Here is a 23,979-nt window from a genome sequence, read left to right on the forward strand (position 1 = left end):
TCACCTCATGCCAGCCAAGGCGCCTTCGCCAGCCGTTCGGCCAGGAACTCCATCAGCACCCGCACCCGTGCAGGCCGGATGGCGCTGGGCGGGGTGACGAGGTGCATGGCGATCGGCGGCGGGGTCCAGTCGGCCAGCACCTGTTCCAGCCGGCCCTCGGCGACGTCGTTCCAGACCATGAAGTCCGGCTGCATGGCCACGGCCTGACCGGCCAGCAACAGGGCGCGGAAGACGTCGGCGTTGTTGGCCCGCAGCGGCGCGGGCACGCTGATGGCGTATTGGCCGTGCTGGGCGTGCTCGAACCGCCAGGCGTCGCGCGAGCGGCCGCCGGTGTAGAACAGGGCGCGGTGGCCGGTCAGGTCCTTCGGATGCTGGGGCCGGCCATGGCGGTCGAAATAGTCCGGCGAGCCGACCAGCATCACCCGCACCGGGCACAACCGCCGGGCCAGCAGGCTGGAATCCTCCAGGGCCGAGATCCGCAGGGCCAGGTCGAAGCCGTCTTCGACGATGTCGACCAGCTGGTCCGACAGCGACAGCTCGACCGACACCTCGGGATACAGCGCGAAGAAGTCGGAGAGGGCAGGGCCGAGGTAGCCGATCCCGAACGACATCGGCGCGGCCAGGCGCACCAGGCCGCGCGGGACCGCGGACTGGGCCGAGGCCTCCAGCTCCAGGGTCTCGCCGTCGGCCAGCAGACGGCTGGCGGCCTCCAGCGAACTCTGGCCGCTGTCGGTCAGCGACAGCCGCCGCGAGGTGCGGTGGAACAGCGTCGCGCCCAGCCGCTGCTCCAGACGAGACACGGCCTTGGACACCGTGGCGTTGGACAGCCCCAGGTCCTTGGCGGCCCGCGCGAACGAGCCGGTCTCGGCCACCTTGGCGAACACGGCCCAGGCCTCGAAGTCGGGAAGTTTCATCATGTCGTTTTTGGAAATGGTTTCTTTCGACCATTTCTATTTCGGATCGAGCGATCTGTCTCCATCTTCCTCGTCAACGGAGACGCCGCCACGGCTTCTCCACCCAGACACACCGGGAGATCGACATGATCGAAGTTCGCAAGTTCGACAGCCTGGGCGGCGCCAATCACGGTTGGCTCGACGCCAAGCACCACTTCTCGTTCGCCGGCTACCATGATCCCAAGCGCGTCAACTGGGGCGCCCTGCGGGTCTGGAACGACGACACCATCGCCGCCGGCACGGGCTTCCCGCCGCACCCGCACAACGACATGGAGATCATCACCTATGTTCGCGAGGGGGCGATCACCCACCAGGACAGCCTGGGCAACAAGGGCCGCACCGAAGCGGGCGACGTGCAGGTGATGAGCGCCGGCACCGGCATCCGCCACTCGGAATATAACCTCGAGCCGGGCGTGACCAAGATCTTCCAGATCTGGATCATTCCGGACCGCGGCGGCGAACCGCCCGCCTGGGGCGCCAAGCCGTTCCCCAAGGGCGACCGCTCCGGCAAGTTCGTGGCCCTGGCCAGCGGCTTCGAAGGCGACGCCGACGCCCTGCCGATCCGCACCGACGCCCGGGTCCTGGGCGCGACGCTGAAGGCCGGTGAAGAGACCGAATATACGCTGGGCGACGGCCGTCATGCCTACCTCGTGCCCTCGACCGGCAAGGTCGAAGTCAACGGCGTGGCGCTCGACACCCGCGACGGCGCGGCGATCGCCAACGAGAACACCATCCGGGTCAAGGCTCTGGAAGACGCCGAACTCGTGCTGGTGGACGCCGCCTAAACCTTCAAGACGCGGCGGCAGTCGCCGCGTCTTTTCCTCCCCAACCTCAGACTGAGCTTTCTCTAGGAGACTCCCATGGCCAAGGTTCTGGTCCTTTACTACTCGTCGTACGGCCACATCGAGACGATGGCCAAGGCCGTCGCCGAAGGCGCTCGCAGCACGGGCGCGACCGTCGACATCAAGCGCGTTCCCGAAACCGTGCCGGAAGAGATCGCCAAGGGCGCTCACTTCAAGCTCGACCAGGAAGCCCCGATCGCCACCGTCGCCGAACTGGCCGATTACGACGCCATCATCGTCGGCACCGGCACGCGTTTCGGCCGCTTGAGCTCGCAGATGGCCGCGTTCCTCGACCAGGCCGGCGGCCTGTGGGCCCGCGGCGCGCTGAACGGCAAGGTCGGCGGCGCCTTCGTCTCGACCGCCACCCAGCACGGCGGCCAGGAAACCACCCTGTTCTCGATCATCACCAACCTGCTGCACTTCGGCATGACGATCATCGGCCTGCCCTATAGCCACCAGGGCCAGATGAGCAACGACGAGATCGTCGGCGGCGCGCCCTACGGCGCCACCACGGTCGCCGGCGGCGACGGCAGCCGCCAGCCGACCCAGATCGACCTGGACGGCGCCCGCCACCAGGGCGAGCTGATCGCCGCCGCGGCCATCAAGCTGCACGGCTAACGACCCCGGCCGGGTTCCTCCCCCAAGACCCGGCCGATCCCGCCGCGTCGCGCTTCTTCTCTCCCCCCAAGAGAAGCGCGGCGCGGCTTTTCTTTTGGAAAACGGCGGCTTAACCCCGTTTCTAAGCGTCGCGTTGAGGTTGATGCGCGAGTATGCTCGCACGCAGGGGACAAGCGAGGCGGGCGTGGCGAAGAAGGCGAAAGCAGCGAAGCGGAGGTCGGGCATGGCCGATTTCATGACGCTGCTCGTCTGCATCGGCTGCACCGTATGGGCCTTCCGGACGATCGTCGGCCTGGCCGGCTGATTAGTCCTTGAGGGGCGAGCCGGAAGGCGGCACTTGAGCGGCTGAAGCTTCTTTTCAGTCCCAAGGACCTCGCCCGATGCAAGGCGTCACGATCGTCGACCACCCGCTGGTGCAGCACAAGCTGACCCTGATGCGGGACAAGGAAACCTCGACCAAGACCTTCCGCGCCCTGATGCGCGAGACCGCGACCCTGATCTGCTACGAGGTCACCCGCGAGCTGACCATGGACGAGGTCGAGATCGAGACGCCGGTCGCGCCGACGAAAGCCAAGGTCATCGCCGGCAAGAAGCTGGTCTTCGCCCCGATCCTGCGCGCCGGCCTGGGGATGGCCGAGGGCATGCTCGATCTCGTGCCATCGGCCCGCGTCGCCCACATCGGCCTCTATCGCGATCCCGAGACCCTCAAGGCGGTCGAGTACTACTTCAAGACCCCCGAAGACATCGCCGACCGCCTGGTCATCGTCGTCGACCCGATGCTGGCCACCGGCCACACGGCGGTGGCGGCGATCGACCTGCTGAAGAAGCGCGGCGTGCGCGACCTGCGGTTCGTCTGCCTGCTGGCCTCGGTCCCGGGCGTGGAGACCCTCCGCGCGGCCCATCCGGACGTGCAGATCTGGACGGCGGCGGTCGACGAGGCGCTCAACGACCACGGCTACATCGTGCCGGGCCTGGGCGACGCTGGCGACCGCACCTTCGGAACCAAGTGATCAGGCGGCGCGCGGTGACCCCAAAGGGGGGCCGTTTGTGCGCATGAGCACTTGCGCGACTCCACCGGCGCAGTAAGCAGCAGCGTTAACCTTTCGGAACGCCATGCTGGTCACGCCGCCGCTGATCTACGTCGCCGACGACGACGCCCTGACGCGCGAGCTGGTCGAGATCCAGCTCGGCCGGGGCGGCTACGCCGTGAGGACCTTTCCCACCGTCGAGGACCTGCTGGGCGCGGTGGCCGCCGCGCCGCCGGCCCTGATCCTGCTCGACGTGCGCATGCCGGGCCTGTCCGGCCTCGACGCCCTGCGCGCCTTGCAGGCCGCCCCGGGCGGGAGCGAGATCCCGGTTCTGATGCTGACGGGGGAGGGGCGGCTCGACCGCATCGTCCAGGCCCTGCAGCTGGGCGCGGCCGGCTACGTGATGAAGCCCTTTACGGGCAAGGCCTTGTTGGAGAGGATCGGCGAGGTCCTTCAGGCCAAGGTCTGACACCAAAACAAAAAGGCCGGGGATCGCTCCCCGGCCTTTCGTTCGTCAGGGGGCTGAGCCCGATCAGATCTCTTGGTTGTACTTGCCCACGCGGGCGCCCAGGCGCGGCTTCACTTCCTCGCGGAACAGGGCCTTCATATCGTCTTCCGACTGGGTGCTCTCGACCACGACCACCACTTCGGGCTTGTTCGACGAGGCGCGGACCAGCACCCACGAGCCGTCTTCCAGGTGCACGCGCACGCCGTTGACGGTGATCACCTCGGTGATCTTCCGACCCAGGATCGAGCCGCCGGCGGCGAACAGGTCTTCGTATTCCTTCACCACCTCGGCGACGACGCCGTACTTCTTCTCGTCGTCGCAGTGCGGGCTCATGGTCAGCGAGGTGAAGGCGATCGGCAGGGCCTTGCGCAGGTCGCTCAGCTTCTTGTCCGGGTTGCGATCGAGCATGGCCAGCACGGCGGCCGCGGCGGTCAGGCCGCAGTCGTAGCCGTAGCCCAGCGGGGCATTCATGAAGAAGTGGCCGCTCTTCTCGAAGCCGGCCAGGGCGCCCGTCTCGGCGCTCTTGCGCTTGATGTAGCTGTGGCCGGTCTTCCAGTAGATGACCTTGCAGCCGTGTTCCTTGAGGATCGGGTCGGTGGCGTAGAGGCCGGTCGACTTGACGTCGACGACGAAGGTCGCGCCCGGGTGCAGCGGGGCCAGGTCTCGAGCCAGCATCAGGCCGATCTTGTCGGCGAAGATCTCCTCGCCCTCGTCGTCGACCACGCCGCAGCGGTCGCCGTCACCGTCGAAGCCGAAGGCCAGGTCCGCGCCGTGCTCACGGACGGCCTTGGCCATCTCGTGCAGCATCTCCAGGTCTTCCGGGTTCGGATTGTACTTGGGGAAGGTGTAGTCGAGGTCGGTGTCCATGCCGATCACGTCGCTGACGCCCATGCGCTGCAGGGCCTCGACGGCGAAGGCGCCGGCGGTGCCGTTGCCGCAGGCGGCCAGCACCTTCAGCGGACGGGTGATCTGGGCGCGGGTGGCGACATTGGCGATGTAGCGCTCGGCCTGGCCTTCGACGCGGATCAGCTTTCCGCCGTCACGCTCGACGAACTTGGCGCCCAGGACGATGTCCTTGAGCTTGCCCATCTCGTCGGGACCGAAGGTCAGGGGCTTCTGGGCGCCCATCTTCACGCCGGTCCAGCCGTTCTCGTTGTGGCTGGCGGTGACCATGGCCACGCACGGGATGTCGAGGTCGAACTGGGCGAAATAGGCGGTGGGCGACAGGGCCAGGCCGATGTCGTGCACTTCGCAGCCGGCGCTCAGCAGGCCCAGGATCAGGGCGTTCTTGATCGACGACGAGTAGGAGCGGAAGTCGTGGCCGACCACGATCTTCGACTCGCCCAGCTCGTGGATGTAGGTGCCCAGGCCCAGGCCAAGCGCCTGGATGCCCAGCAAGTTGATCTCGGGGCCGAACAGCCAGCGTGCATCGTATTCGCGGAAGCCCGTCGCCTTGACCAGCGGTTCGTTTTCGTAAGCGGCCGTATTAGGAACCAGATCAGCACGGGGAGTTGAGAACATAGGGGCTCGCTTCAATGAGCGGTGAGGTGCGTTTAGCTGTCGGAGTGGTTGCACACCACCCTCTTCGTATGACGTTGATCGATCAATGTGACGATTGAACGAGTTCAAGGCCGGTAAATATGCTTACTGCCCGCCTTCGCCGCTAAGGGCAGCGGCGGCGGCCTCGCGCTGGCGGCGCTCTTCGCTGAGGCGGGCGGACGCCTTTTCCTTCTCGATCAAGGTCTTCATTTCCGGGGTCTGTTGAATGGGCGTCGAGCCGAAGGGGCCGGGCGAGCGTTCGCCGAAACCCTGCGGCCAGACGAGGGAGAAGGCGATCATCGCCAGGGCGATGAACGCGCAGATGGGCATGAAGATGCGATCGGGCATGGCCCGGCTATAGCACGTCGTTCGTGGCGGGACAGGGGCGTTGCTTGACATGGCGTCGCCTGACCTTGTCTTGACGCGGGCCCCGCGCGGCCTTAGCCCGCCCTGGAACAATCAAGGGAGTTCCGATGCCCGTCCTCGTCCTGCTTCGCCACGGCCAGAGCCAGTGGAACCTCGAGAACCGCTTCACCGGCTGGGTCGACGTTGACCTGACCGCCGAGGGCGAGGCCCAGGCCCGCAAGGGCGGCGAACTGATCAAGGCCGCCGGCCTCGACATCGACGAGGCCTTCACCTCGGTCCAGACCCGCGCCATCCGCACCTGCAACCTGGCCCTGGACGCGGCGTCGCAAAGCTTCGTGCCGGTGACCAAGGACTGGCGCCTGAACGAGCGCCACTACGGCGGCCTGACCGGCCTGAACAAGGCCGAGACCGCCGAAAAGCACGGCGAGGAGCAGGTCACCATCTGGCGGCGCTCCTACGATGTTCCGCCGCCGGAACTGGCCCCGGGCGGCGAGTACGACTTCGCGTCCGATCGTCGCTACAAGGGCGCGAGCCTGCCCTCGACCGAGAGCCTGGCCACCACCCTGGTGCGCGTGCTGCCCTATTGGGAAGACGCCATCGCCCCCAAGCTGAAGGCCGGCGAGAACATCCTGGTGGCCGCCCACGGCAATTCGCTGCGGGCCATCGTCAAGCACCTGTTCGCCGTGCCCGACGACCAGATCGTCAAGGTCGAGATCCCCACCGGCAACCCGCTGGCCATCGATCTCGACGCCGACCTCAAGCCCGTGGGCGCCCGTTACCTCGACGAGGCCCGCGCCGAAAAGCTGCCGACGATCGGCTGATTCAAGACCCTGCGGGGATCCCTTCGTCCGCCGGCGAAGGGGGCTCTGGGTTGTTTCCAGGCTTCCTGCGCGCAGGAAGTGCCTGGAAACACGACGTTAATGCTGCCGGGCGCATCAAGTTGGCGTACCTTCGGGTACGGAAACGCGAGCTTGCATGAACACCCCGGCAGCGGCGGGCCAGGAACACCGGCGCCTGACGCAACAAGAAGTCGACGTGATCTGCGCCAAGCATGACCGCCTGTGGTCGGCTCGGCTGGGCGGAGCGCGCGCGGTGTTCGCCTTCTGCGACATTTCCGGACTGGTGCTGGCGGGCCGCAATCTGTGCGACGCCGACTTCACCGGCGCGCTGCTGGTCGGGACCGACCTGCGCCGTTGCAAGCTCGACAACGCCAATCTCTACGGGGCCGACATGCAGGGTGCCGACCTGACCGACGCCTCGCTGCGTCGCTCGGACCTGCGCGGCTCCAGCCTGCGCGGCGCCAACCTGACCGGCGCCGACATGTTCGAGGCCGACCTGCGCGAGGGCCAGATCGCCGCCGCCGACCGCAAGGAAGGCTACCGCATCATCGAGCCCGTGCAGCGCGAGGCCTATGCCGCCGGCGCCAACCTGTCGGGCGCCAACCTCGAACGCTCGCGGCTGTCGGGCATCGTAGCCACCAAGGCCGACTTCAGCGACGCGATCCTGAAGGACGCCAAGCTGGTGCGCGCCAACCTAAAGCAGGCCAATTTCAACGGCGCCAACATGGCCGGCGCCGACCTGTCGGGCGCCAACCTGACCGGCGCGGATCTGCGCAACACCGTGCTGGTCGGGGTCAAGACCCTGTCCTGGAACGTCACCGGGGCCAGTATGGAAGGCGCCCTGACCGACAAGGCCTCGGGCGTCGACGTGTCCGACATGCCTTACGAGCAGATGATCTCCGACCATGCCCGCTGGTGCGAGACCGGCGGGGCGGAGGGCAAGCCCTCGGCCTTCGACAAGGCCGACCTGCGCAATCTGAAAAGCATCCGCGGCTTCAACCTGACGGCCCTCTCGGCCAAGGGGGCGGTGTTCTACGGCCTCGACATGGAGGGCGTGCAGATGCAGGGCGCCCAGCTGGAAGGGGCGGACCTTCGGGCCTGCAACCTGCGCCGGGCCGACCTGCGCGGAGCCCGCCTGAAGGGGGCCAAGCTTTCCGGTTCCGACCTGCGCGACGCCCAGTTGGGCCCGCTGCTGATCGGCAAGGACCGGCTGCTGCCGGCCGACCTGACCGGCGTGCTGCTGACCAATGCCGACCTGGCCCGGGCCGACCTGCGCGGCGCCTGCCTGGCCGGTTCGGACCTGTCGCGCGCCAACTTCACCAACGCCAACCTCAAGGATGTCGACATCACCGGCGCGATCCGTCTGGGCGCGCGGGGGCTGGACGACGTCATCTGAACAAATGTGACGAAACGACGCGACCTTAACCGTTCGCTCGTCGATTGCTGTTATCCGATGAAATACAAGCGACTAAAGCACCGACGGGAGGGGGTCCCGCAATGAACGCTGCACAGAGCATGGCGGGACGCCGCAAGCTCAGCCAGGCCGAGCTCGACATGCTCGTCACGGCCCACGAGAAGTTCGTCACCGGCAAGCAGGGCGGCAAGCGCGCCTCGCTGCGGTTCATGAACCTGTCGGGCCTGGACCTGTCGTTCCGCAACCTGACCGACGCCGACCTGTCGGCCTCGATCCTCGACGGCTGCCGCATGGTGCGCACCAAGCTCGACCGCGCCAGCCTGTTCGGCTGCGACCTGCGCAAGGCCGACCTGCGCCAGGCCAGCCTGCAACGCGCCGACCTGCGCGGCGCCTGCTTGCGCGGCGCCAACCTGTCTCAGGCCGACCTCACCCAGGCCGACTTCCGCGAAGGCCAGATCGCCATCCCGCACCCCCGCAAGGGGCTGGACACCCTCAAGCACGAGACCCGCAGCGGCGAGGTCGACGAGGTCAACTTCTCGGGCGCCACCCTGGACGGCTCGCAGTTCACCGGCGTCTCGGCCTTCAAGGCCGACTTCTCCGACTGTTCCCTGCGCGGGGCCAAGCTGTCGGGCGCCAACCTGAAGGAAGCCAACCTGTCGGGGGCCATCCTCGACAACGCCGACATCAAGGGCGCCAATCTCGAGGGCGCCAACCTGCAGGGCTCGGTGATGGCCGGGGTCGACACCTCGACCGCCCGGGTCACCGGCGCGCACATGAGCGGCGCCCTGATCGCCTCGACGCCCGACGCGGTGAACAAGGCGCGCGAGCTCTACGCCCGCTGCCTGGCCAACCAGCAATGGTGCCAGACCGGCGGCAAGGAAGGGCAGGCGGCCCGTCTCGACGGCGAGGACCTGCGTCCGCTCGGCGATCGGCTGAAGGGCCTGCGCCTCACCGCCATGACTGCCAAGGGCGCGTGCCTGGTCGGCATGGACCTGTCGGGCGCCCAGCTGCAGGGCGCCAACCTCCAGAACGCCGACCTGCGCGCAGCGAATCTGCGCGGGGCCGACCTGCGCGGCGCCAAGTTGACCGGCGCCAACCTGACCAAGGCCGACCTGCGCCAGGCCTTCCTGTCGCCCCTGCCGCTGGGCCCCGAGCGCAAGACCGTGGCCAACCTGGCGGCCGCCCGCCTGCGCTACGCCATGGTCCAGACCGCCGTCCTCTCCGAAGCCGTCTTCGACGGCGCCGACCTGCGCGGCGCCGACTTCACCGGCGCCCGCCTGGCCAAGGCCAGCTTCCGCGACTGCGACCTGACCCAGGTGCAAGGCGTGGATTTCGCACCGGCCTAAGCCCCCTCTCCCAGAGGGAGAGGGAGGGGCCCAGGCGATAGCCTGGGAGGGTGAGGGGTTACGCCGCCAACCGGCGTGCCGGCACTGACCCTACCGCCTCAAGCCAACAAACTCCGCCTCCCTCGCCCTCGTGGCGAGCCGGCGACCGCTCAGACCTCGACCGTTCTGCCAAGGTCTGAGCAGCGGAACGATGGATCCTGGGCACAAGGCCCAGGAAGGCGAACTTTGGGTTGGTCGGACGGGGATTGGCAGGCGTCGATCCCCGTCGCTACGCGAACGGATTCGAACGAATTCAACGCCCTAAGACTTTCTCACCCGAACTTATCAGACGCGTCCAGACCGCTCGCATAATCACAGCTGTCCCGTTGCAGGGAGAGGGCGCAAGGATCCGGCCCGAAGCGTGCGACGGCGATGCGATCGAGCGGGGCTGACGGAGCTGCGTGAGCAGGGCCTGAAAGCTTAAATGAGGATGGGGGACGTAAACCCATCCATCGGGAGCTTGCCCAATAGGCTCCCGCCCGTCCGAGGGTCCGCGCCGCATGCACGCCTGGCCGCCAAGAAACGGGGCGCATTGCATGGGGAAGGGGCACAGGGCGGAAGAGGCCCGCGCGTCCCGGCCTGAGGTTCAACGATCGCGCGGGGCGTCAGAGCTTCGTCGAAACGGTATTCAAAACTCACACATCCGGGCGTAGCCCGGACGCCCCGCGCCCTCTCCACATCCCCTCAGCGGTTCACCGCGTGAGCGCGAAAGCGCGTGTTCAGCGACAAGGAACCTCCCCCCGTGGGGGAGGCGGCCGAAGGCCGGTGGGGGGCCGTTTTCAGCTTCCGAGGCGTTGGCAAATCTCCCACCAACTCCCCCCACCGATCGCTTCGCGATCACCTCCCCCACGGGGGGAGGTTCCTTTGTCGTTGAGCGGCCGGCTCACACCTTGTCCGGATAGACCGGCGAGATATCGACGGGGATGTCCTTCAGCGTGGCGATCACGCCGCGGGCGTCGTCGTCGAGGTGGGCGTAGCGGTCGAAGAAGGCGACCATGCCGGCATAGTCGCCGTCGCCCTGCAGCTTGACGATGTCGGCCACCAGGTCGCGGATGCCGGCGGCCATCCTGGCGTCGTCGATGCGGTAGCGCTTGGCGGCCGGATCGTAGACGAAGGCGCCCTTGGCCTTGAGGTAGCCGTACTGCAGGGCCGCGCCCCGGCCGTGGGCCTCCTCGTCGCCCCAGCGGGCGGCGCGGAAGATGCCGGCGGTGTAGGTGGCGAACAGCTGCGAGCGTTCGGCGGCCGGGATCTCGTTCTTCTGCATCATGAAGAGGATGTTCCAGGCCCCCATGACGTCGGCCTTGGCCTCTTCGGCTGTGCCGCCGATGTCCTTCAGCTCGGCCGAGACGGTGGTGGCGCGGCCGCCGACGACGATCGAGCCCGGGCCGAGGCTGTGTGACAGCTCGTGGAACAGGGTCTCCAGCGTCATGTACTTCTGGCTGACCAGGGCGGCCTGGTCGGCGACCAGCACGCGGCTGGCGATCGGCGACAGTATGCCCTCGTACTTGGCGGCCAGCACGTTGGACAGGATCACCTTCTTGGCGCCCTTGGCCTCGCGCACGCGCTCGTCGTTGGGCAGGTTGAAGGCCACGGTCTGCGGGCCGTGCAGATTGTCGCCGCCGCCGCGGATCTGCTCGGCCACGGCGATCGGCGAGGCCCCGCCGCGCTTGAAGTTCTTGTAGGTGTCGGCGACCGGGAGATTGGCCTCCATGTCGCGCAGATAGCCCTTGTACTTGTCCAGGGCCTGGCTCTCGGTCGGGTTCTTCAGGGTGACGAAGGCCTCGAACGCCGCCTTCTGGCCGATCATCTCGTCGGTGTAGGTCTCGTACGGACCGATGGCCACCTCGATCGGCGTGCCCTCCAGGTCCATCCAGGCCATCTCGGACTGGAAGTAGTCGTTCGAGCGGAACGACTGGGCCCGCAGGGTCAGGAAACGCTTGAGGCTGGCGTTGGTGGTGACCTTGGCGGCCTCGTCCAGCAGGGCGGCGGCCTTGGTCAGCTCGGGCTTGTAGGCGACCGAATAGGGCACGGCGACCAGCTTGTCGCCGTCGCGGCGGACCACCGTATAGGCGTCCATCAGGGCGGCCTTCTGGTCGGGATGGGCGGCGAGATAGGCCTCGAACGCGTCCTTGGTCAGGCCCGGCGGATAGAAGCCGTGGCCGGGGCCGTCGGCGCCGCCCTGGGCGACCGCCTGCTTGTCGTAGATGGCCGTCATCTGGTCGGCGGCCTGGATCAAGAGGTTCACCACCTTGCGCTCCTCGGGGCTGAGGAAGGCGGTGTCGGTCTTCATGTGGATGGTCGCGTAGCTCTCCGGCGCGGCCAGGGCTGGAGCGGTGGAGAGGGCGGCGGCCGAGACGCCGAGGATCAGGGCGAAGGGGAGAAGCGCGCGCATGAAGAGCCTTTGCGAAACGAGCGAAGGCCACGCTTACACCCGCCTAATGGCCAAGACGAGGCGATCCGGCTGCTAAAACCGTCGCCGTCTCACCGAGGCGAAGGCGTCCAGCATCACCGCGGCCAGGGCGGTCTGGGTCTGGGCGAAGGCCGGGTCGCTGGCCGTGCCCGTCAGCCGCATGCCGTCGGGGCGGGTGACGGTCCAGGTGCAGCGGCCGGCGGCGATGTCGAGCTCGACCTGGCAGTCAGAAGCGGGCGGGGCGGCGGTCAGCATGGCGATCTCCTGTCGGGAAGAGATCTCAGCCTGGACGCGGCCCAAGGCGCGGTGATGAACCGGCCGTGGAGATTTCGTGCAGACGCTCGATATCGGCGCTCAGGCCGTCGGCAGCCACAGCACGAACCGCGCCCCCGTTCCCCTCGCCACATAGGCGGTTTCGCCGCCATGGGCTCGGGCCAGCGATCGCGCGATCGACAGGCCAAGGCCGGTTCCGCCCTGGCTTCGGCGGGTCGTGAAGAAGGGCTCGAACAGGCGGGCGGCATCGGCCTCGGCCACGCCCGGCCCGTCGTCGGAGACTTCCAGCACGACCTCGCCCTGCTCGTGGCGGGCCTCGATCACCACCCGCTTGGCGCCGGCCTGGCGGCTGTTGTCGACCAGCACGGTCAGCACCGTCTCGATCACCGCCAGCGGGGCGGCGACCGGCGGCAGGTCGGCCGGGAGGTCGAGAACGACGGCGAGGTCCGGACCAGAGAGGGCGGCGGCCACGGTCCGGGCGGCGGCGGCGGGCGCGGCGGCGACCCCGGCCTCGGGCGTGGCCATGTCGGCGCGGGCCAGCTCCAGCAGCCGCCCGACCAGGGCCGACAGCCGGGCGCTGTCGGCGGCGATATTGGCCAGGAAGCGCTCGCGCTCCGCCTGGCTCATGGTCGGATAGTGGTCCTGCAACAGCTCGATGGCGCCACGCACCCCGGCCAGGGGCGTCTTGAACTCGTGGCTGAGGGCGGCGGCGAAGTCGCGCAGATAGCGCGAGCGCTTGTCGATGGCCCCGGCCATGGCCCGGAAGTCGTCGTACAGCGCCTGGATCTCGATGGCGGCCGTGCGCGGCGTGCCCAGCGGCTCGCCGCGGCCCTGGGCCATGGCGCGGGTGGCGGCGCTGAGCTGCTCGATCGGCCGGGTGACCCCGCGCGAGATCAGGCCCGCCAGGCCAAACAGCACGGCGATGATGACCCCAGCGCCCAGCAGCAGCTTGCCGCGATCCTCGTAGAGGCCCTTGAACAGGCCGCGCGGCGAACGCGACAGCAGCAGCACACCGACGGTCCGGCCCTCGACCACGACGGGCCGGGCATGGTGCAGGCGGACGGAGGACGCGCGGCTGACCCACTCCCACGAGGAGCGCTGGCGGTACTTGCCGATGTGGCGCAGCACGGTCCGGGAGCCGCCTGCCAGGGCCGTGCGCACCTCTGGCAGGGCCGAAAGGTCGCCGCCGGTCCCCAGGCCCCGCACCACTCGTCCGTGGACGTCGGTCAGGACGATGGAAGCCAGGGTGCTGCGGGTGGTGTCGGCGAAGATCGGGTCGAGCCGCGCGGCCGCCGCGGCGGCGTCCGGCTCGGCCGGCAGCTTGGAAGCCGGCGGCGTCGGGCGCTCGGGCAGGATCGCGGCGGCCGACAGGTCGATGCTGTGCCTTTCGGGACGGTAGTAGTCTGGATCGTCCGGATCGGGTTCGGGCAGGGCCGAGACCGGAGGTGCGCCGGGCCACAGGGCCGCCGCCGTCGCCGCCAGGCCGCGCCCTGGGCGGTCAGCTCCGCCTCGGTCTGGCGCACCAGGGTGTTCTCGTAGCTGCGCAGGAAGACCCCGCCGATCGCCGGCATGGCGGCGGCGAACAGCAGCACCGCCAGCAGGATCGAGCGCAGGCGCAGGGCGGGCCAGCGTCGCTTGATCGCCTCCTTGAAGGCCGAGAGCGCCCCGATCACGCCTCGGCGTCCTGGCCCTGGCAGGCCCCCAGGCGGTAGCCGACGCCGGGACGGGTCTCGACCACGTCGACGCCGCCCAGCTTGGCGAACTTGGCGCGCAGGTTGCGCACGTGGCTGTCGATGGTGCGGTCGGTGAGGGCGAAACCCGGGCCGCGCAGCCGGTCGATGATGGCGTCGCGGGTGAAGACCCGGCGCGGAGCGCTGGCCAGGGTCCAGAGGATGCCGAACTCGGTGACCGTCAGCGCCGTCTCGGTTTCGCCCCAGGCCGCCCGCCAGGCCTCGGCCTCAAGGCTTAGACGGCCATGGCTGAGCAGCTTGGCCTCCTCGGCCGGCGGCGTGGCGGCGGCGCTGGCCCGGCGCAGGATCGCCGCCACCCGCGCCGTCACCTCGCGCGGGCTGAACGGCTTGACCACATAGTCGTCGGCCCCCAGCTCGATGCCCAGCACCCGGTCGATCTCGTCGTCGCGTGACGACAGCAGTAGCACCGGCAGCTGGCCCTCGGCGCGGATGCGGCGGCAGACGTCCAGGCCGTTGAGGCGCGGCATGTTGATGTCCAGCACCACCAGGGCCGGCTTGTGGGCGGCGATCGCCTCCAGCGCCGCCTCGCCGTCGCCGGCCTCGACCGTGGCGTAGCCGGCCTTGCCCAGGGCGAAGGCCAGAAGCTCGCGGATGTGCGGCTCGTCGTCGACGATCAGGATCGGCTGAGTCATGGCGCAGATGTTCCGCTTGCGGGGGCGCAGGTCAACGGCTGTAGGCCATCGGAACGCCCCGGCAGTCGAGCGTCCCGGCCGGAACCGAGATCGTCCGATCGCGCGGGGCCAGAGCCAGGGCCTCGTCCAGCCGGCGCTCGGCCCGCCAGCTCCAGCCGCGCCAGCGGCTCTGGCGATAGGTCAGGTCGTTGAGAACGGTCTCACGCGACCAGGCCACCCGCGCCGCCAGCACCGGGGGCAGGGCGGTGACGCGAAGCTGGCTCAGCGCCACGATCGAGGAGTCGCCCAGGCGCTCCAGGTAGCAGACGTCCAGCGCCTCGCCGTTCCCGCCCAGCTCACGGGCGTGGCGGACGTTCCAGGCGGCGGCGACCGCGCCCAGATCGACCACCGTGCAGGCGGCCAGCACCAGGCCCGCGGCGGCGGCATTGGCGTTGATCAGCCAGGCCGCGCTGCTGCCTCGCAGCATCCGCCAGCAGATCAGCAGCAGGCCCACGCCGACCAGAACCATCCAGATCAGGGCGGCCAGCCGCAGGCGGGTCAGGGCGTAGACATCGACATAGTCCAGGGTGCGCAGGATCGACGAGGCGACGAGGAAGAGATTCTGGGCCACCCACAGCACCACCAGCCGCCGCAGCCAGGCCGACCGCGCGGTCGCCGATCCCGGCGCCAGGGCGACCAGCACGAACAGGCCGGCCAGCAGGGCGGTGGCGATCAGCGGATAGGCGCCGCGATGGGCGTATTCGGCCAGGCTCACGCCCTCCGGCAGCGGTGCGCGCGACCACAGGAAGGCGATGTCGAGGCCGTTCTGCAAGGCGAAGACCGCGTTGAACACCACCAGCGACAGGCCGACCGAGGCGACGCTGAGACCGGGCAGGGGCGCGGCGCCAGGCTTTGGGGCCGGCAGACCGTAGGGCGGGCGCTTGAATGCCGGCCGCAATAGCATCCAGACCCCGAAGGCGACCAGAACCGCAAAGCCGGTGCGGGGCAGGTCGAGCTCGGGGAAGCGCCATTGGCCGATGGCCTGGGCGATCACCGGATTGGCGGCCGTGAACAGGGCCAGGAACACCATGCCGCCGACCACCGGCAGCACCAGCACCGGCAGGCGGCGCAGAGCCGCGCCCGATCCGGGGGCGCGGCGGCGGGCGCGCCCGAAGTCGCGGAACGGCGCGACGAGGCCCAGCGCCAGCATGGCCGCCAGTCGCTGCAGCCAGCGCCAGGCGTCCTCGGCTCGGCCGACCCGGGCGGACAGGGCCGCGACGGCGATGGCGACGATCCAGAGGCCGAAGGCCAGCAGGCTGGGGGCTTCGATCAGCACGCTGGCGAAGAAGATCGCCGCCAGCAGCGGCGCCCAGGCCTTGCGCGCGGCGGGCTGGACCAGGACGACGGCGGCGATGGCCAGCAAGGCGAACATCCCCAGAGTCGCGCCGACGGGGTGGCCGTAGAACAGCTGGTCGGCCGCCAGCACCAGCAGGGCGGCGGCCACGGGCTTGATCCAGAACGGCGCTGCGGCCGGCGGCGGGCGGAAGGCTTTCATCGGAAGGTCCCCATCTTGGAGCCTTCTCGATAGGGACGTGGGTTGCAGCCCCGGCGGCGAGGCCGTGCACGGACCGCCCGATCGTCGTGCAGAACGGGTGCAGACACGAAAAAGGGCGGCGCATTGCTGCGCCGCCCGAAGTCGGAGGGGACTTAAAGCAGAGGGAAAGCGGTCGGCGCGGTTAGGCGGCCTTTTCGCCTTCGATCACGGCGGTGTCGGCGCCGGCGATGCTCGGGGTGGTGCTGATCGGAATGGTCCGGGCCTTGAGGGCTTCGGGCAGTTCACGCTTCAGCGCGATGGTCAGCAGGCCGTCGGCCAGGGCCGCGTCGGTCACCACCACATAGTCGGCCAGCTGGAAGCGACGGTCGAAATTGCGCTCGGCGAGGCCGCGATGCAGGTAGCGCTTGGCTTCGTCATTGGCCGCCTTGCGGCCCGAGACGGTCAGCAGGCCTTCCTTGGCCTCGATCGACAGTTCTTCCGGCTTGAAGCCGGCGACGGCGATCTCGATGCGATAGGCATTCTCGTCGGTGCGCTCGATATTGTAGGGCGGATAGCCCGAGGCGGCTTCGGTCTTGGCGGCGGCGTCGAGTTGCGCGGCCAGGCGGTCGAAGCCGACGAGCGAGCGGTAAAGGGGCGACAGGTCGATCGTACGCATAGATGTAGAACCTTCTCTTCAAGCAAGGTTGCGATGTGTGTTCGGACCTTCGACGACCCGATCTCGGCCTCGTCTGCGATCCGGAAGGCCCGGTTTGCCAGCGCCTTCGGTTGAATAGTTGGGAGGTCGTTTTTCGACTTCAAGGGGTGCGTCATTCAGTTTCGGAATCGCTTGATCGCGGGTCATGTGCAGCTAAGGTCGGCGCGCCCGGAACGCGGGTCGACGACGGAGACAGACGCCATGCCCGCCCGCCGCCATTTCCTCATCCTCGCCGCCATCGCCGCGCTCGCGCCGGCCACCGGGGCCCTGGCCGCCGACGCGGCCCTGAAGGCCGCGATCGCCTCGCCCGACCGCACCCCGGCCAGCGCCGCCCGCGACGGCGCCCGCCATCCATATGAGAGCCTGGTGTTCTGGGGACTGAAGCCTAGCCAGACGGTGATCGAGGTTTCGCCCGGCGGCGGCTATTGGACCGAAATCCTCGCCCCCTACGCCAAGGCCACCAAGGGGACCTATGTCGCCGGCGTCGCCGACCTGGCCAATCCCAAGCTGTCGGAAGGCGCGCGCAAGGGCCGCGCCGCCTTCGAGGCCCGCTTCGCCGACGAGGCCAAGTACGGCAAGGTCAAATACGCCGACTTTGGGCCGGTGGCCGCGCCGCTGGGCGCGCCGGGCTCGGCCGACATCGTGCTGACCGCCCGCAACGTCCACAACTGGACCGTCCAGCCGGGCGTCGCCGACAAGCTGTTCGCCGACTTCTTCGCCGTGCTGAAGCCGGGCGGGATCCTGGCGATCGAGGAGCACCGCGCCGACCCGGCCGACGAGAAGAGCGCCGGCGCCGACGGCTACCTGTCGACCGCCACGGTCGTGGCCCTGGCGCAGAAGGCCGGCTTCAAGCTGGACGCCAAGTCCGAGATCAACGCCAATCCCAAGGACACCAAGGACCACCCCTTCGGCGTCTGGACCCTGCCGCCCGTGCGCCAGTCGGCGCCGGCGGGCCAGCCGGCCGATCCCAATTTCGACCGCGCCAAGTACGACGCCATCGGCGAGAGCGATCGCATGACCCTGCGCTTCAAGAAGCCGGGGTGAGCGGGCGTCTCTTGGTCCCGGAGCCCGCGCTCCGCGGGCGTCTTTTCGCCAAGGTCGGGACTTAGGCTGGATCCGTGCGTAGAGGGGGATCGATGGATCCAGCGTTTTCGTGGTCGCGACGCGGCCTGATGGTCGCCGCCGGCGCGGCGGGCCTGATCGGCTGTGGCCGCAAGAAGGACGAGCCGGCCAAGACGCCAGCAGCGGCCAAGCCTGAAGCCAAGGGTGGTGCGTCCACCCTGGCCGGCGCCGTGGCCGGCGACTGGCGCACGCCCGCCGACAAGGCCCGCGACGCCTGGCGCCATCCCGCGCAGAGCCTGGAGTTCTGGGAGATCAAGCCCGGCCAGACCGTGGTCGAGTTCTGGCCCGGCGCGGGCTGGTACACCGACATCCTGGCGCCGTTCCTGGCCGCCACCGACGGCAAGCTCTACGAGGCGGTGCTGGAGGCCGATCCGGCCGATCCCGCCGCCGCCGAGATCGTCGCCGCCTATCGCCGCCGGCTCGAGGACAAGCCAAAGCTCTACGGCAAGGTGGAGATCACCACCTTCGGCCGGGGCAGCGGGCCCGTGGCTCCGGCCGGGACGGTCGATCGCGTGCTGTTCCTGCGCAACCTGCACAACTGGATGGCCGGCGGCGTCGCCGAGAAGGCCTTCAAGGACGCCCTGGCGGCGCTGAAGCCCGGCGGCATCCTGGGGGTCGAGGAGCACAGGGGCGAGCCCGGCCGCGTGCAGGACGTGCTGGCCGCCGACGGCTACGTGCAGCAGGCCTATGTCGAGGAACTGGCCAAGGAGGCCGGCTTCGTGCTGGCCGGATCGAGCGAGATCAACGCCAATCCCAAGGACACCAAGGACCATCCGTTCGGCGTCTGGACCCTGCCGCCCACACGCCTGTCGGCGCCGCGCGGCGAGCCGGCCGAGCCCGACTTCGACCACGCCAAATACGACGCCATCGGGGAGAGCGACCGCATGACCCTCAAGTTCTTGAAGCCGAAATGACCGGCCGCATCGCAATACGCGCGGCCCTCGCCGCCGCCGTTGTGGCCCTGGCGGCCGGCTCGGTCGCCCTGGCCCAGGGGGGCAAGATCGCCCCGGCCGACAAGGTGTTCAGCTATCTGGAGAACTTCCTCAAGGTGCCGGCCCAGGAGCGCTCGCGCACCCGGGTGGCCTTCGCCCTGTCGCGCGACGGCAAGCCCGCCGCCGGCCTGAAGGCGACGCTGGTCGAGGCGGGCGGGGCGCGCACGCCGCTGCCGATCAACGCCGAAGGCCGCTTCGAGCGCCTGCCGACCCTGGCCCAGTTGCAGGGCGGAGCCAAGGTCGAGTTCGACGCCCCGGCCGACGCCAAGTTCGGCTCGACCCTGATCATCGAGCCGGTGCTGAAGCCCGCCGCCGAATACGACGTCGCTGAGCTGAAGGCGGTGGTCGAGAGCACCAACGGCGTGATCGGCAAGGCGGCCGGACCGATGGCCATGCTGGCCCCGAAGATGACCGGTCTGAGCTTCCCGGGCGCCGGCGGCGGCGTCGTGGTCGGCGCCGACGGCAAGACCCAGACCCTGCCGCTGTCGCCGAGCAAGGCGCCGATTTTCCGGCTCTCCGACTTCAAGGGCGCGAGCCGCGTCCGGCTTTCCGCAACGCCTTCGCAGGTGCGCTTCGTCCAGAGCAAAAAATAGGGTGGAGAGCGTCTGAACGGTGTTTACTTGCGCGCCGCGCCCGGCCAGGGTGCACGCCAAGTTCTCACGCGCAATATTGAACGCGCAAATAAGAGGGAGATCGCGTTTCATGGCCACTCTGCAGGAAATCACCGACAAGATCAAAACCGCCGTCGGCGACGACAGCGGCCTCGGCAAGAGCCTGAAGTTCGACCTGAAGGGCGAAGGCGTCATCCTGATCGACGGTGGTTCGGTCACGAACGACGACGGTCCGGCCGACCTGACCATGACCCTGTCGAAGGAAGACTTCCTGGCCATCGGCGCCGGCTCGCTCGACCCGACCATGGCCGTCATGACCGGCAAGCTGAAGCTGTCGGACATGGGCGCGGCGATGGCGCTGCAGTCCAAGATGGCGGCGCTGTTCTCCAAGCTGCGCTAAGCCGATGGGGGAGCCCGCGCCTCTGGTCTCGATTCCCGAGGCGCCGGTTCCCGACCACGGACAAGCCGAATGGTTTCGCGGCGCGGACGGGGCGACCCTCCGCGCCGCGCTGTTTTCCCCGCAGGGTGAGACGCGCGGATCGGTGGTGGTCAGCCCCGGTCGCAGCGAACCGATCGAGAAATATTACGAGGTCGTCTCCGACCTGCTGGCGCGGGGCTTCGTCGTCCTGGTGCACGACTGGCGAGGGCAGGGGCTCTCGCACCGCATGCTGCCCGACCGGCTGAAGGGCCACGCGGCCGGCTTTCACGACTTTCTCGGCGACTACCGGGCCCTGCTGGCCGCCTTCGAGACGCGCCTGCCCAAGCCCTGGATCGCGCTGGGCCATTCGATGGGCGGCTGCCTGACCAGCCTTGTCCTGGCCCATGGCGAGGCTCGTTTTGCCGCAGCCGTGCTTTCGGCCCCCATGCTGGGGCTGAACAGCGGCCGCACGCCGGCTTTCCTGGCGCGGACCCTGGCCTGGCTGGCCGCCCGCACGCCGTTGCGGGGTGATTATGTGCTTGGCGACGTTGGCGATCCGTTCAAGCACGTCTTCCCGCAGGACGCCCTGACCCACGACGCGGCCCGCTACGCCCGCCACCAGGCCCAGATCCGCGCCAACCCGGATATCGCCCTGGGCGGCATCACCTGGGGCTGGACCGACTTCGCCTTCGGCGCCTGCGACTGGCTGGCCCGCGCGAAGGGCGTCGAGGCCATCTCGATCCCGGTGACCATCGTCGGGGCGGGCATCGACACGCGCGTTCTGACCTCAGCCCAGAAGGCGATCGCCGCCCGCATCCCCAAGGGCCGCTACCTCGAGATCGAGGATGCCTTCCACGAGATCCTGATCGAGACCGACGACCGCCGCGCCCGCTTCTGGGCGGCGTTCGACGAGACCGTCGATCCGGTGGCGCCGCGATGAGCAGCTGGCGGCCCAAGCAGGCGGTGCGGGTCGTCGCCATCGGCCTCCTGCGCGATGAGGGCCGGCTGCTGGTCGCCGAGGTGTGCAACGACGACGGCTCGGTGAAGGGCTGGCGGCCGCTGGGCGGCGGCGTCGAGTTCGGCGAGACCTCTGAACAGACCCTGCGCCGGGAGTTCCTGGAGGAGACGGGCTTCGCCATTGAGGTCGCCGGCCCGCCCAAGGTGCTGGAGAACCTCTACGAACACGAGGGCCACATCGGCCACGAGATCATGTTCGTCTACGAGATCACCACAGCAGATCCGCGCGCCGCCGAGCGCGAGCGGTTCGTGATCAATGAGAACAGCCAGGACGTCTGGGTCGAGTGGGTGGCCGTCGAGCGCTTCACGGCTGGCGAGCGACTGTTGCCGGATGGTTTGACGCTCTGATCAAGGGAGCTGGGGCAAGGCTCTACACGCACCTGAAACCCGCATTCAAAAAAGAAGTCATCGCCCGCTTTATGCGGGCGACCCAAGCCGACCTAGCCACATCCTGACATGCTGCTTGGGTCGCCCGGACAAGCCGGGCGATGACTTCTGAAAGTTAGGACAGGCATCTTCTGAAAATTGGCCCCGTCCGAAGGCAGGGGCGTCGCCTTGGCCTACTTCGCCGACCGCTTCAGCGCCACCAGCGCCTCGTCCAGCACGCGCTGGTCGCCGGCGATGGCCATCTGGCCGCCGTGCTGGCCGATCGGGGCGCCGCGCCAGTCGGTGACGACGCCGCCGGCGCCTTCGATCAGGGGGATGGCGGCCTCGACGTCCCAGCTCTTCAGGCCGGCCTCAATGACCATGTCCATCGTGCCGGCCGCCACCATGGCGTAGGCGTAGGCGTCGCAGCCCAGGCGGGCCAGCTTGGCGGCCGCGCGCACCTGGCGCCAGGCGCCCAGCTCGGCGCCGTCGAAGCAGGCTTCGGGATCGGTGGTGGCGATGATGGCGTCGGTCAGCACGGCGCAGGGGCGCACGCGCAGGGCCTTCTCGACGCCGCGGGCGATCAGGCGCGAGCCGCCGACGGCCGAGCCGATATAGATCTCGTCCAGATAGGGCTGGCCGATCGAGCCCAGCACCGGGCGGCCCTGATGGCGCAGGCCGATCAGGGTGGTCCACAGGGGCAGGCCGGAGATGAAGGCGCGGGTGCCGTCGACGGGATCCAGCACCCAGACGAACTCGGCGTCCGGGCGGTCCTCGCCGTATTCCTCGCCGATCACCCCGTGTTCGGGATAGCGCTCGGAGATCAACTTGCGGATCGCGGCTTCCGCGCCGCGGTCGGCCTCGGTCACCGGATCGAACGCCGCATGGCTCTCGCGCGGCAGGTTCTTGCCGGCCGCCTTGTCCTCCAGCCCGTGGTCGGACCGGAACAGCGGCAGGATGGCGCCTGCTGAGGCGGCGTTGAGCTCGACGGTGAAGGCGTCGAGGGCGGCGAGGCGATCGGCGGAGAGCGTCATGACGCAGGGCTTTAGCGCGCCCATGCGCCCGACGCTACTCCACTGATGCGAGCCCTCGGGACACGCGATCAGGCCTCGATCTGCTCGACGCCGTTCAGCGACTTGGCCAGGTCCAGCAGGCGGCGACGCGGACGTTCGCCCAGCAGGTAATAGGCCCGGATCAGGTCGATCGTCTCCTTGCGGGCGAACATCTCGCCGCCTTCGGAGTCGTTGCTGGCCGGGGCGGCCTCGCGGGCGGCGACCGTCGACAGGCCGTCGTAGAAGTAGCCGACCGGCACTTCCAGGGCTTCGGACAGCTGCCACAGGCGCGCGGCCGAGATGCGGTTGGCGCCGCACTCGTACTTCTGGATCTGCTGGAAGCGGACGCCCACGGCGCCGGCCAGCTGTTGTTGGGTCAGGCCCAGCAGCCGGCGACGGCGGCGAAGGCGCTTGCCCAGGTGAGTGTCGATGTCATTGCCCATGATGGACCCTTGACCCCCGATGGCTTTCCCCCGTCCCGAAACGGAACGGTCTGCCCTGACAGCCGCAAGTCGCGCGCCAAGCGAGGCCGAGTCGCCTGAAAGCACTGAAAACGCGCCGCGATGGTCCGGATTGCGGCGATTTCTGGGTGATAAAATCAGACGAATTCAAAGACTTATGGTCGGGTGTTGCGCTGGGGTGACTTCCGTTTCGGCGAGTCCCGCTCTAGTAAGGGGCGATGTCCCAAGACCGCGCTTCCCGCACCCAAGATCTGTACTGGCGTATCGAGGCCGTCGGCTACGACCTGTTCATGGGTCTGTTCCGGATGCTGGGCGTGGACGCGGCCTCGGCTCTGGGCGGCTGGTTCGGTCGCACCTTCGGTCCGCTGAGCGGGGCCCACAAGGTGGCCGACCGCAACCTGCGCCTGGCCTTCCCGGAAAAGGACGCCGCCTGGCGCGCCGACATGCTGCGCAAGCAGTGGGACGGCCTGGGCCGCACGTTCGGCGAGTTTCCGCTGATGGACAAGCTTCTGCCCTCCACGGGACGGGTCGAGGTGGTCAACGTCGAGCGCCTGGCGCAGATCGCCCGCGACCGCGAGCCGGTCGTGTTCGTCTCGGGCCACCTGTCGAACTGGGAGGTGATGCCGGCGGCCATCGTCGACTCCGGTGTCACCTGCCAGATGACCTACCGGGCGGCCAACAACCCCTATATCGACGAGCGCATCAAGAAGAGCCGCTTCCGCTACGGCGTTCGCCTGTTCGCCCCCAAGGGTGGCGATGGGGCGCGTGAGCTGCTCGACGCCATGAAGCGCGGCGAGTCGGTGGCGCTGATGAACGACCAGAAGTTCAACGGCGGCGTCGCCGCTCCGTTCTTCGACCACGACTCCCGCACCGCGCCGGGGCCGACCCGGCTGGCGATCCGTTTCGGGACCGTGCTGCAGCCGATGTCGGTGCAGCGCACCAAGGGCGCGCGCTTCCGCGCCGTCGTCCACGACCCGATCGTCCCGCCCAGCACCGGCGACCGCACGGCCGACATCGAGGCCGGGGTGCGGATGATCAACGCCTTCATGGAAGACCGCATCCGCGAGCGTCCGGAAGAGTGGTTCTGGGTCCACCGCCGCTGGCCCAACGAGGTCTATGCGGCGTTGCTGGCCGGGGACGCGGCGAAGGCCTGA

At 69.0% G+C, this 23,979-nt stretch carries 26 protein-coding genes; 15 read left to right on the forward strand and 11 right to left on the reverse strand.

The genetic code is table 11. The features are described from left to right. Positions 1-5: 5 nt before the first annotated feature. Entirely contained in the window at positions 6-914 is a 909-nt protein-coding gene (locus tag I4Q42_RS17615; protein ID WP_198577399.1) for a LysR family transcriptional regulator, read from the reverse strand. Positions 915-1,039: 125 nt separating this feature from the next. Between I4Q42_RS17615 and I4Q42_RS17620 the strand changes: the two genes are divergently transcribed. The 4 genes from I4Q42_RS17620 (at position 1,040) to I4Q42_RS17635 (ending at position 3,910) form a co-directional block, all read left to right on the forward strand. Beyond that, positions 1,040-1,738 carry a pirin family protein gene (locus tag I4Q42_RS17620; protein WP_198577400.1) on the forward strand — a complete coding sequence of 233 codons (699 nt, stop codon included), beginning with the start codon at positions 1,040-1,042 and terminating at the stop codon, positions 1,736-1,738. A gap of 75 nt (positions 1,739-1,813) precedes the next feature. Beyond that, entirely contained in the window at positions 1,814-2,413 is a 600-nt protein-coding gene (gene wrbA / locus I4Q42_RS17625) for an NAD(P)H:quinone oxidoreductase (protein ID WP_198577401.1), read from the forward strand. Positions 2,414-2,793: 380 nt separating this feature from the next. After that, complete coding sequence (gene upp / locus I4Q42_RS17630; RefSeq protein WP_198577402.1) at positions 2,794-3,423, forward strand: uracil phosphoribosyltransferase; 630 nt, start codon at positions 2,794-2,796, stop codon at positions 3,421-3,423. Positions 3,424-3,526: 103 nt separating this feature from the next. Continuing rightward, positions 3,527-3,910 (forward strand): response regulator, encoded by a 384-nt coding sequence (locus I4Q42_RS17635; protein ID WP_198577403.1) that lies wholly within the window; start codon positions 3,527-3,529, stop codon positions 3,908-3,910. Between the two features lie 63 nt (positions 3,911-3,973). On the opposite strand, the gene I4Q42_RS17640 is transcribed toward I4Q42_RS17635, so the two are convergent. Together I4Q42_RS17640 and I4Q42_RS17645 are read right to left on the reverse strand one after the other, a co-directional pair. After that, on the reverse strand, positions 3,974-5,470 hold the full coding sequence (locus tag I4Q42_RS17640) for a phosphomannomutase/phosphoglucomutase (protein WP_198577404.1): 1,497 nt from the start codon (positions 5,468-5,470) through the stop codon (positions 3,974-3,976). Between the two features lie 123 nt (positions 5,471-5,593). Continuing rightward, positions 5,594-5,836: a hypothetical protein gene (locus I4Q42_RS17645; RefSeq protein ID WP_198577405.1), complete on the reverse strand. Its 243-nt coding sequence runs from the start codon at positions 5,834-5,836 to the stop codon at positions 5,594-5,596. 125 nt (positions 5,837-5,961) lie between these two features. On the opposite strand from I4Q42_RS17645, the gene gpmA reads away from it, so the two are divergent. The 3 genes from gpmA to I4Q42_RS17660 all read left to right on the forward strand — a co-directional run bounded on the left by gpmA (position 5,962) and on the right by I4Q42_RS17660 (position 9,453). Next, the gene (gpmA, locus tag I4Q42_RS17650; protein ID WP_198577406.1) at positions 5,962-6,675 is read left to right on the forward strand and encodes a 2,3-diphosphoglycerate-dependent phosphoglycerate mutase; all 714 of its coding nucleotides are present in this window, start codon (positions 5,962-5,964) and stop codon (positions 6,673-6,675) included. Positions 6,676-6,829: 154 nt separating this feature from the next. Beyond that, complete coding sequence (locus I4Q42_RS17655) at positions 6,830-8,089, forward strand: pentapeptide repeat-containing protein (RefSeq protein WP_198577407.1); 1,260 nt, start codon at positions 6,830-6,832, stop codon at positions 8,087-8,089. 101 nt (positions 8,090-8,190) lie between these two features. Beyond that, a complete protein-coding gene (locus tag I4Q42_RS17660; RefSeq protein ID WP_198577408.1) occupies positions 8,191-9,453 on the forward strand; it encodes a pentapeptide repeat-containing protein in 1,263 nt (420 codons plus the stop codon). A 922-nt stretch (positions 9,454-10,375) separates the two neighbouring features. Here I4Q42_RS17660 and I4Q42_RS17665 read toward each other — a convergent pair. From I4Q42_RS17665 to I4Q42_RS17675, 3 genes are all read right to left on the reverse strand, one after another. Further along, a complete protein-coding gene (locus I4Q42_RS17665; RefSeq protein WP_198577409.1) occupies positions 10,376-11,884 on the reverse strand; it encodes a dipeptidyl-peptidase 3 family protein in 1,509 nt (502 codons plus the stop codon). A gap of 72 nt (positions 11,885-11,956) precedes the next feature. Beyond that, complete coding sequence (locus I4Q42_RS17670; RefSeq protein WP_198577410.1) at positions 11,957-12,157, reverse strand: hypothetical protein; 201 nt, start codon at positions 12,155-12,157, stop codon at positions 11,957-11,959. A gap of 99 nt (positions 12,158-12,256) precedes the next feature. Next, positions 12,257-13,381, reverse strand: coding sequence for a sensor histidine kinase (locus I4Q42_RS17675; RefSeq protein WP_332873105.1), 1,125 nt, complete (start codon positions 13,379-13,381; stop codon positions 12,257-12,259). Positions 13,382-13,409: 28 nt separating this feature from the next. On the opposite strand from I4Q42_RS17675, the gene I4Q42_RS26170 reads away from it, so the two are divergent. Then, entirely contained in the window at positions 13,410-13,574 is a 165-nt protein-coding gene (locus I4Q42_RS26170; protein ID WP_232793250.1) for a hypothetical protein, read from the forward strand. A gap of 270 nt (positions 13,575-13,844) precedes the next feature. On the opposite strand, the gene I4Q42_RS17680 is transcribed toward I4Q42_RS26170, so the two are convergent. From I4Q42_RS17680 to I4Q42_RS17690, 3 genes are all read right to left on the reverse strand, one after another. Further along, entirely contained in the window at positions 13,845-14,558 is a 714-nt protein-coding gene (locus tag I4Q42_RS17680) for a response regulator transcription factor (protein ID WP_198577411.1), read from the reverse strand. 31 nt (positions 14,559-14,589) lie between these two features. Beyond that, positions 14,590-16,092, reverse strand: coding sequence for a DUF4153 domain-containing protein (locus I4Q42_RS17685; RefSeq protein WP_198577412.1), 1,503 nt, complete (start codon positions 16,090-16,092; stop codon positions 14,590-14,592). A 181-nt stretch (positions 16,093-16,273) separates the two neighbouring features. After that, the gene (locus I4Q42_RS17690; protein WP_198577413.1) at positions 16,274-16,747 is read right to left on the reverse strand and encodes an Hsp20 family protein; all 474 of its coding nucleotides are present in this window, start codon (positions 16,745-16,747) and stop codon (positions 16,274-16,276) included. 240 nt (positions 16,748-16,987) lie between these two features. Here I4Q42_RS17690 and I4Q42_RS17695 point away from each other — a divergent pair, with 240 nt between their 5' ends. The 6 genes from I4Q42_RS17695 (at position 16,988) to I4Q42_RS17720 (ending at position 21,294) form a co-directional block, all read left to right on the forward strand. Then, the gene (locus I4Q42_RS17695; protein WP_198577414.1) at positions 16,988-17,830 is read left to right on the forward strand and encodes a class I SAM-dependent methyltransferase; all 843 of its coding nucleotides are present in this window, start codon (positions 16,988-16,990) and stop codon (positions 17,828-17,830) included. Positions 17,831-17,922: 92 nt separating this feature from the next. Further along, positions 17,923-18,822: a class I SAM-dependent methyltransferase gene (locus I4Q42_RS17700; protein WP_198577415.1), complete on the forward strand. Its 900-nt coding sequence runs from the start codon at positions 17,923-17,925 to the stop codon at positions 18,820-18,822. Beyond that, positions 18,819-19,493 (forward strand): hypothetical protein, encoded by a 675-nt coding sequence (locus I4Q42_RS17705; RefSeq protein WP_198577416.1) that lies wholly within the window; start codon positions 18,819-18,821, stop codon positions 19,491-19,493. Before I4Q42_RS17700 ends, I4Q42_RS17705 begins: the two co-directional genes overlap by 4 nt. Positions 19,494-19,602: 109 nt before the next feature. Then, on the forward strand, positions 19,603-19,911 hold the full coding sequence (locus I4Q42_RS17710; RefSeq protein WP_110119043.1) for an SCP2 sterol-binding domain-containing protein: 309 nt from the start codon (positions 19,603-19,605) through the stop codon (positions 19,909-19,911). A 4-nt stretch (positions 19,912-19,915) separates the two neighbouring features. Next, on the forward strand, positions 19,916-20,869 hold the full coding sequence (locus tag I4Q42_RS17715; RefSeq protein ID WP_198577417.1) for an alpha/beta fold hydrolase: 954 nt from the start codon (positions 19,916-19,918) through the stop codon (positions 20,867-20,869). Next, positions 20,866-21,294: an NUDIX hydrolase gene (locus I4Q42_RS17720; RefSeq protein ID WP_198577418.1), complete on the forward strand. Its 429-nt coding sequence runs from the start codon at positions 20,866-20,868 to the stop codon at positions 21,292-21,294. The genes I4Q42_RS17715 and I4Q42_RS17720 overlap by 4 nt, the downstream gene beginning before the upstream one ends. 212 nt (positions 21,295-21,506) lie before the next feature. On the opposite strand, the gene hisN is transcribed toward I4Q42_RS17720, so the two are convergent. Further along, the gene (gene hisN / locus I4Q42_RS17725) at positions 21,507-22,346 is read right to left on the reverse strand and encodes a histidinol-phosphatase (protein WP_198577419.1); all 840 of its coding nucleotides are present in this window, start codon (positions 22,344-22,346) and stop codon (positions 21,507-21,509) included. A 68-nt stretch (positions 22,347-22,414) separates the two neighbouring features. Then, on the reverse strand, positions 22,415-22,807 hold the full coding sequence (locus I4Q42_RS17730; protein ID WP_198577420.1) for a helix-turn-helix domain-containing protein: 393 nt from the start codon (positions 22,805-22,807) through the stop codon (positions 22,415-22,417). 236 nt (positions 22,808-23,043) lie between these two features. Between I4Q42_RS17730 and I4Q42_RS17735 the strand changes: the two genes are divergently transcribed. Beyond that, a complete protein-coding gene (locus I4Q42_RS17735) occupies positions 23,044-23,979 on the forward strand; it encodes a lysophospholipid acyltransferase family protein (RefSeq protein ID WP_198577421.1) in 936 nt (311 codons plus the stop codon).

This window comes from Caulobacter hibisci (genome assembly GCF_016135805.1).
Classification (GTDB): Bacteria; Pseudomonadota; Alphaproteobacteria; order Caulobacterales; family Caulobacteraceae; genus Caulobacter; species Caulobacter hibisci.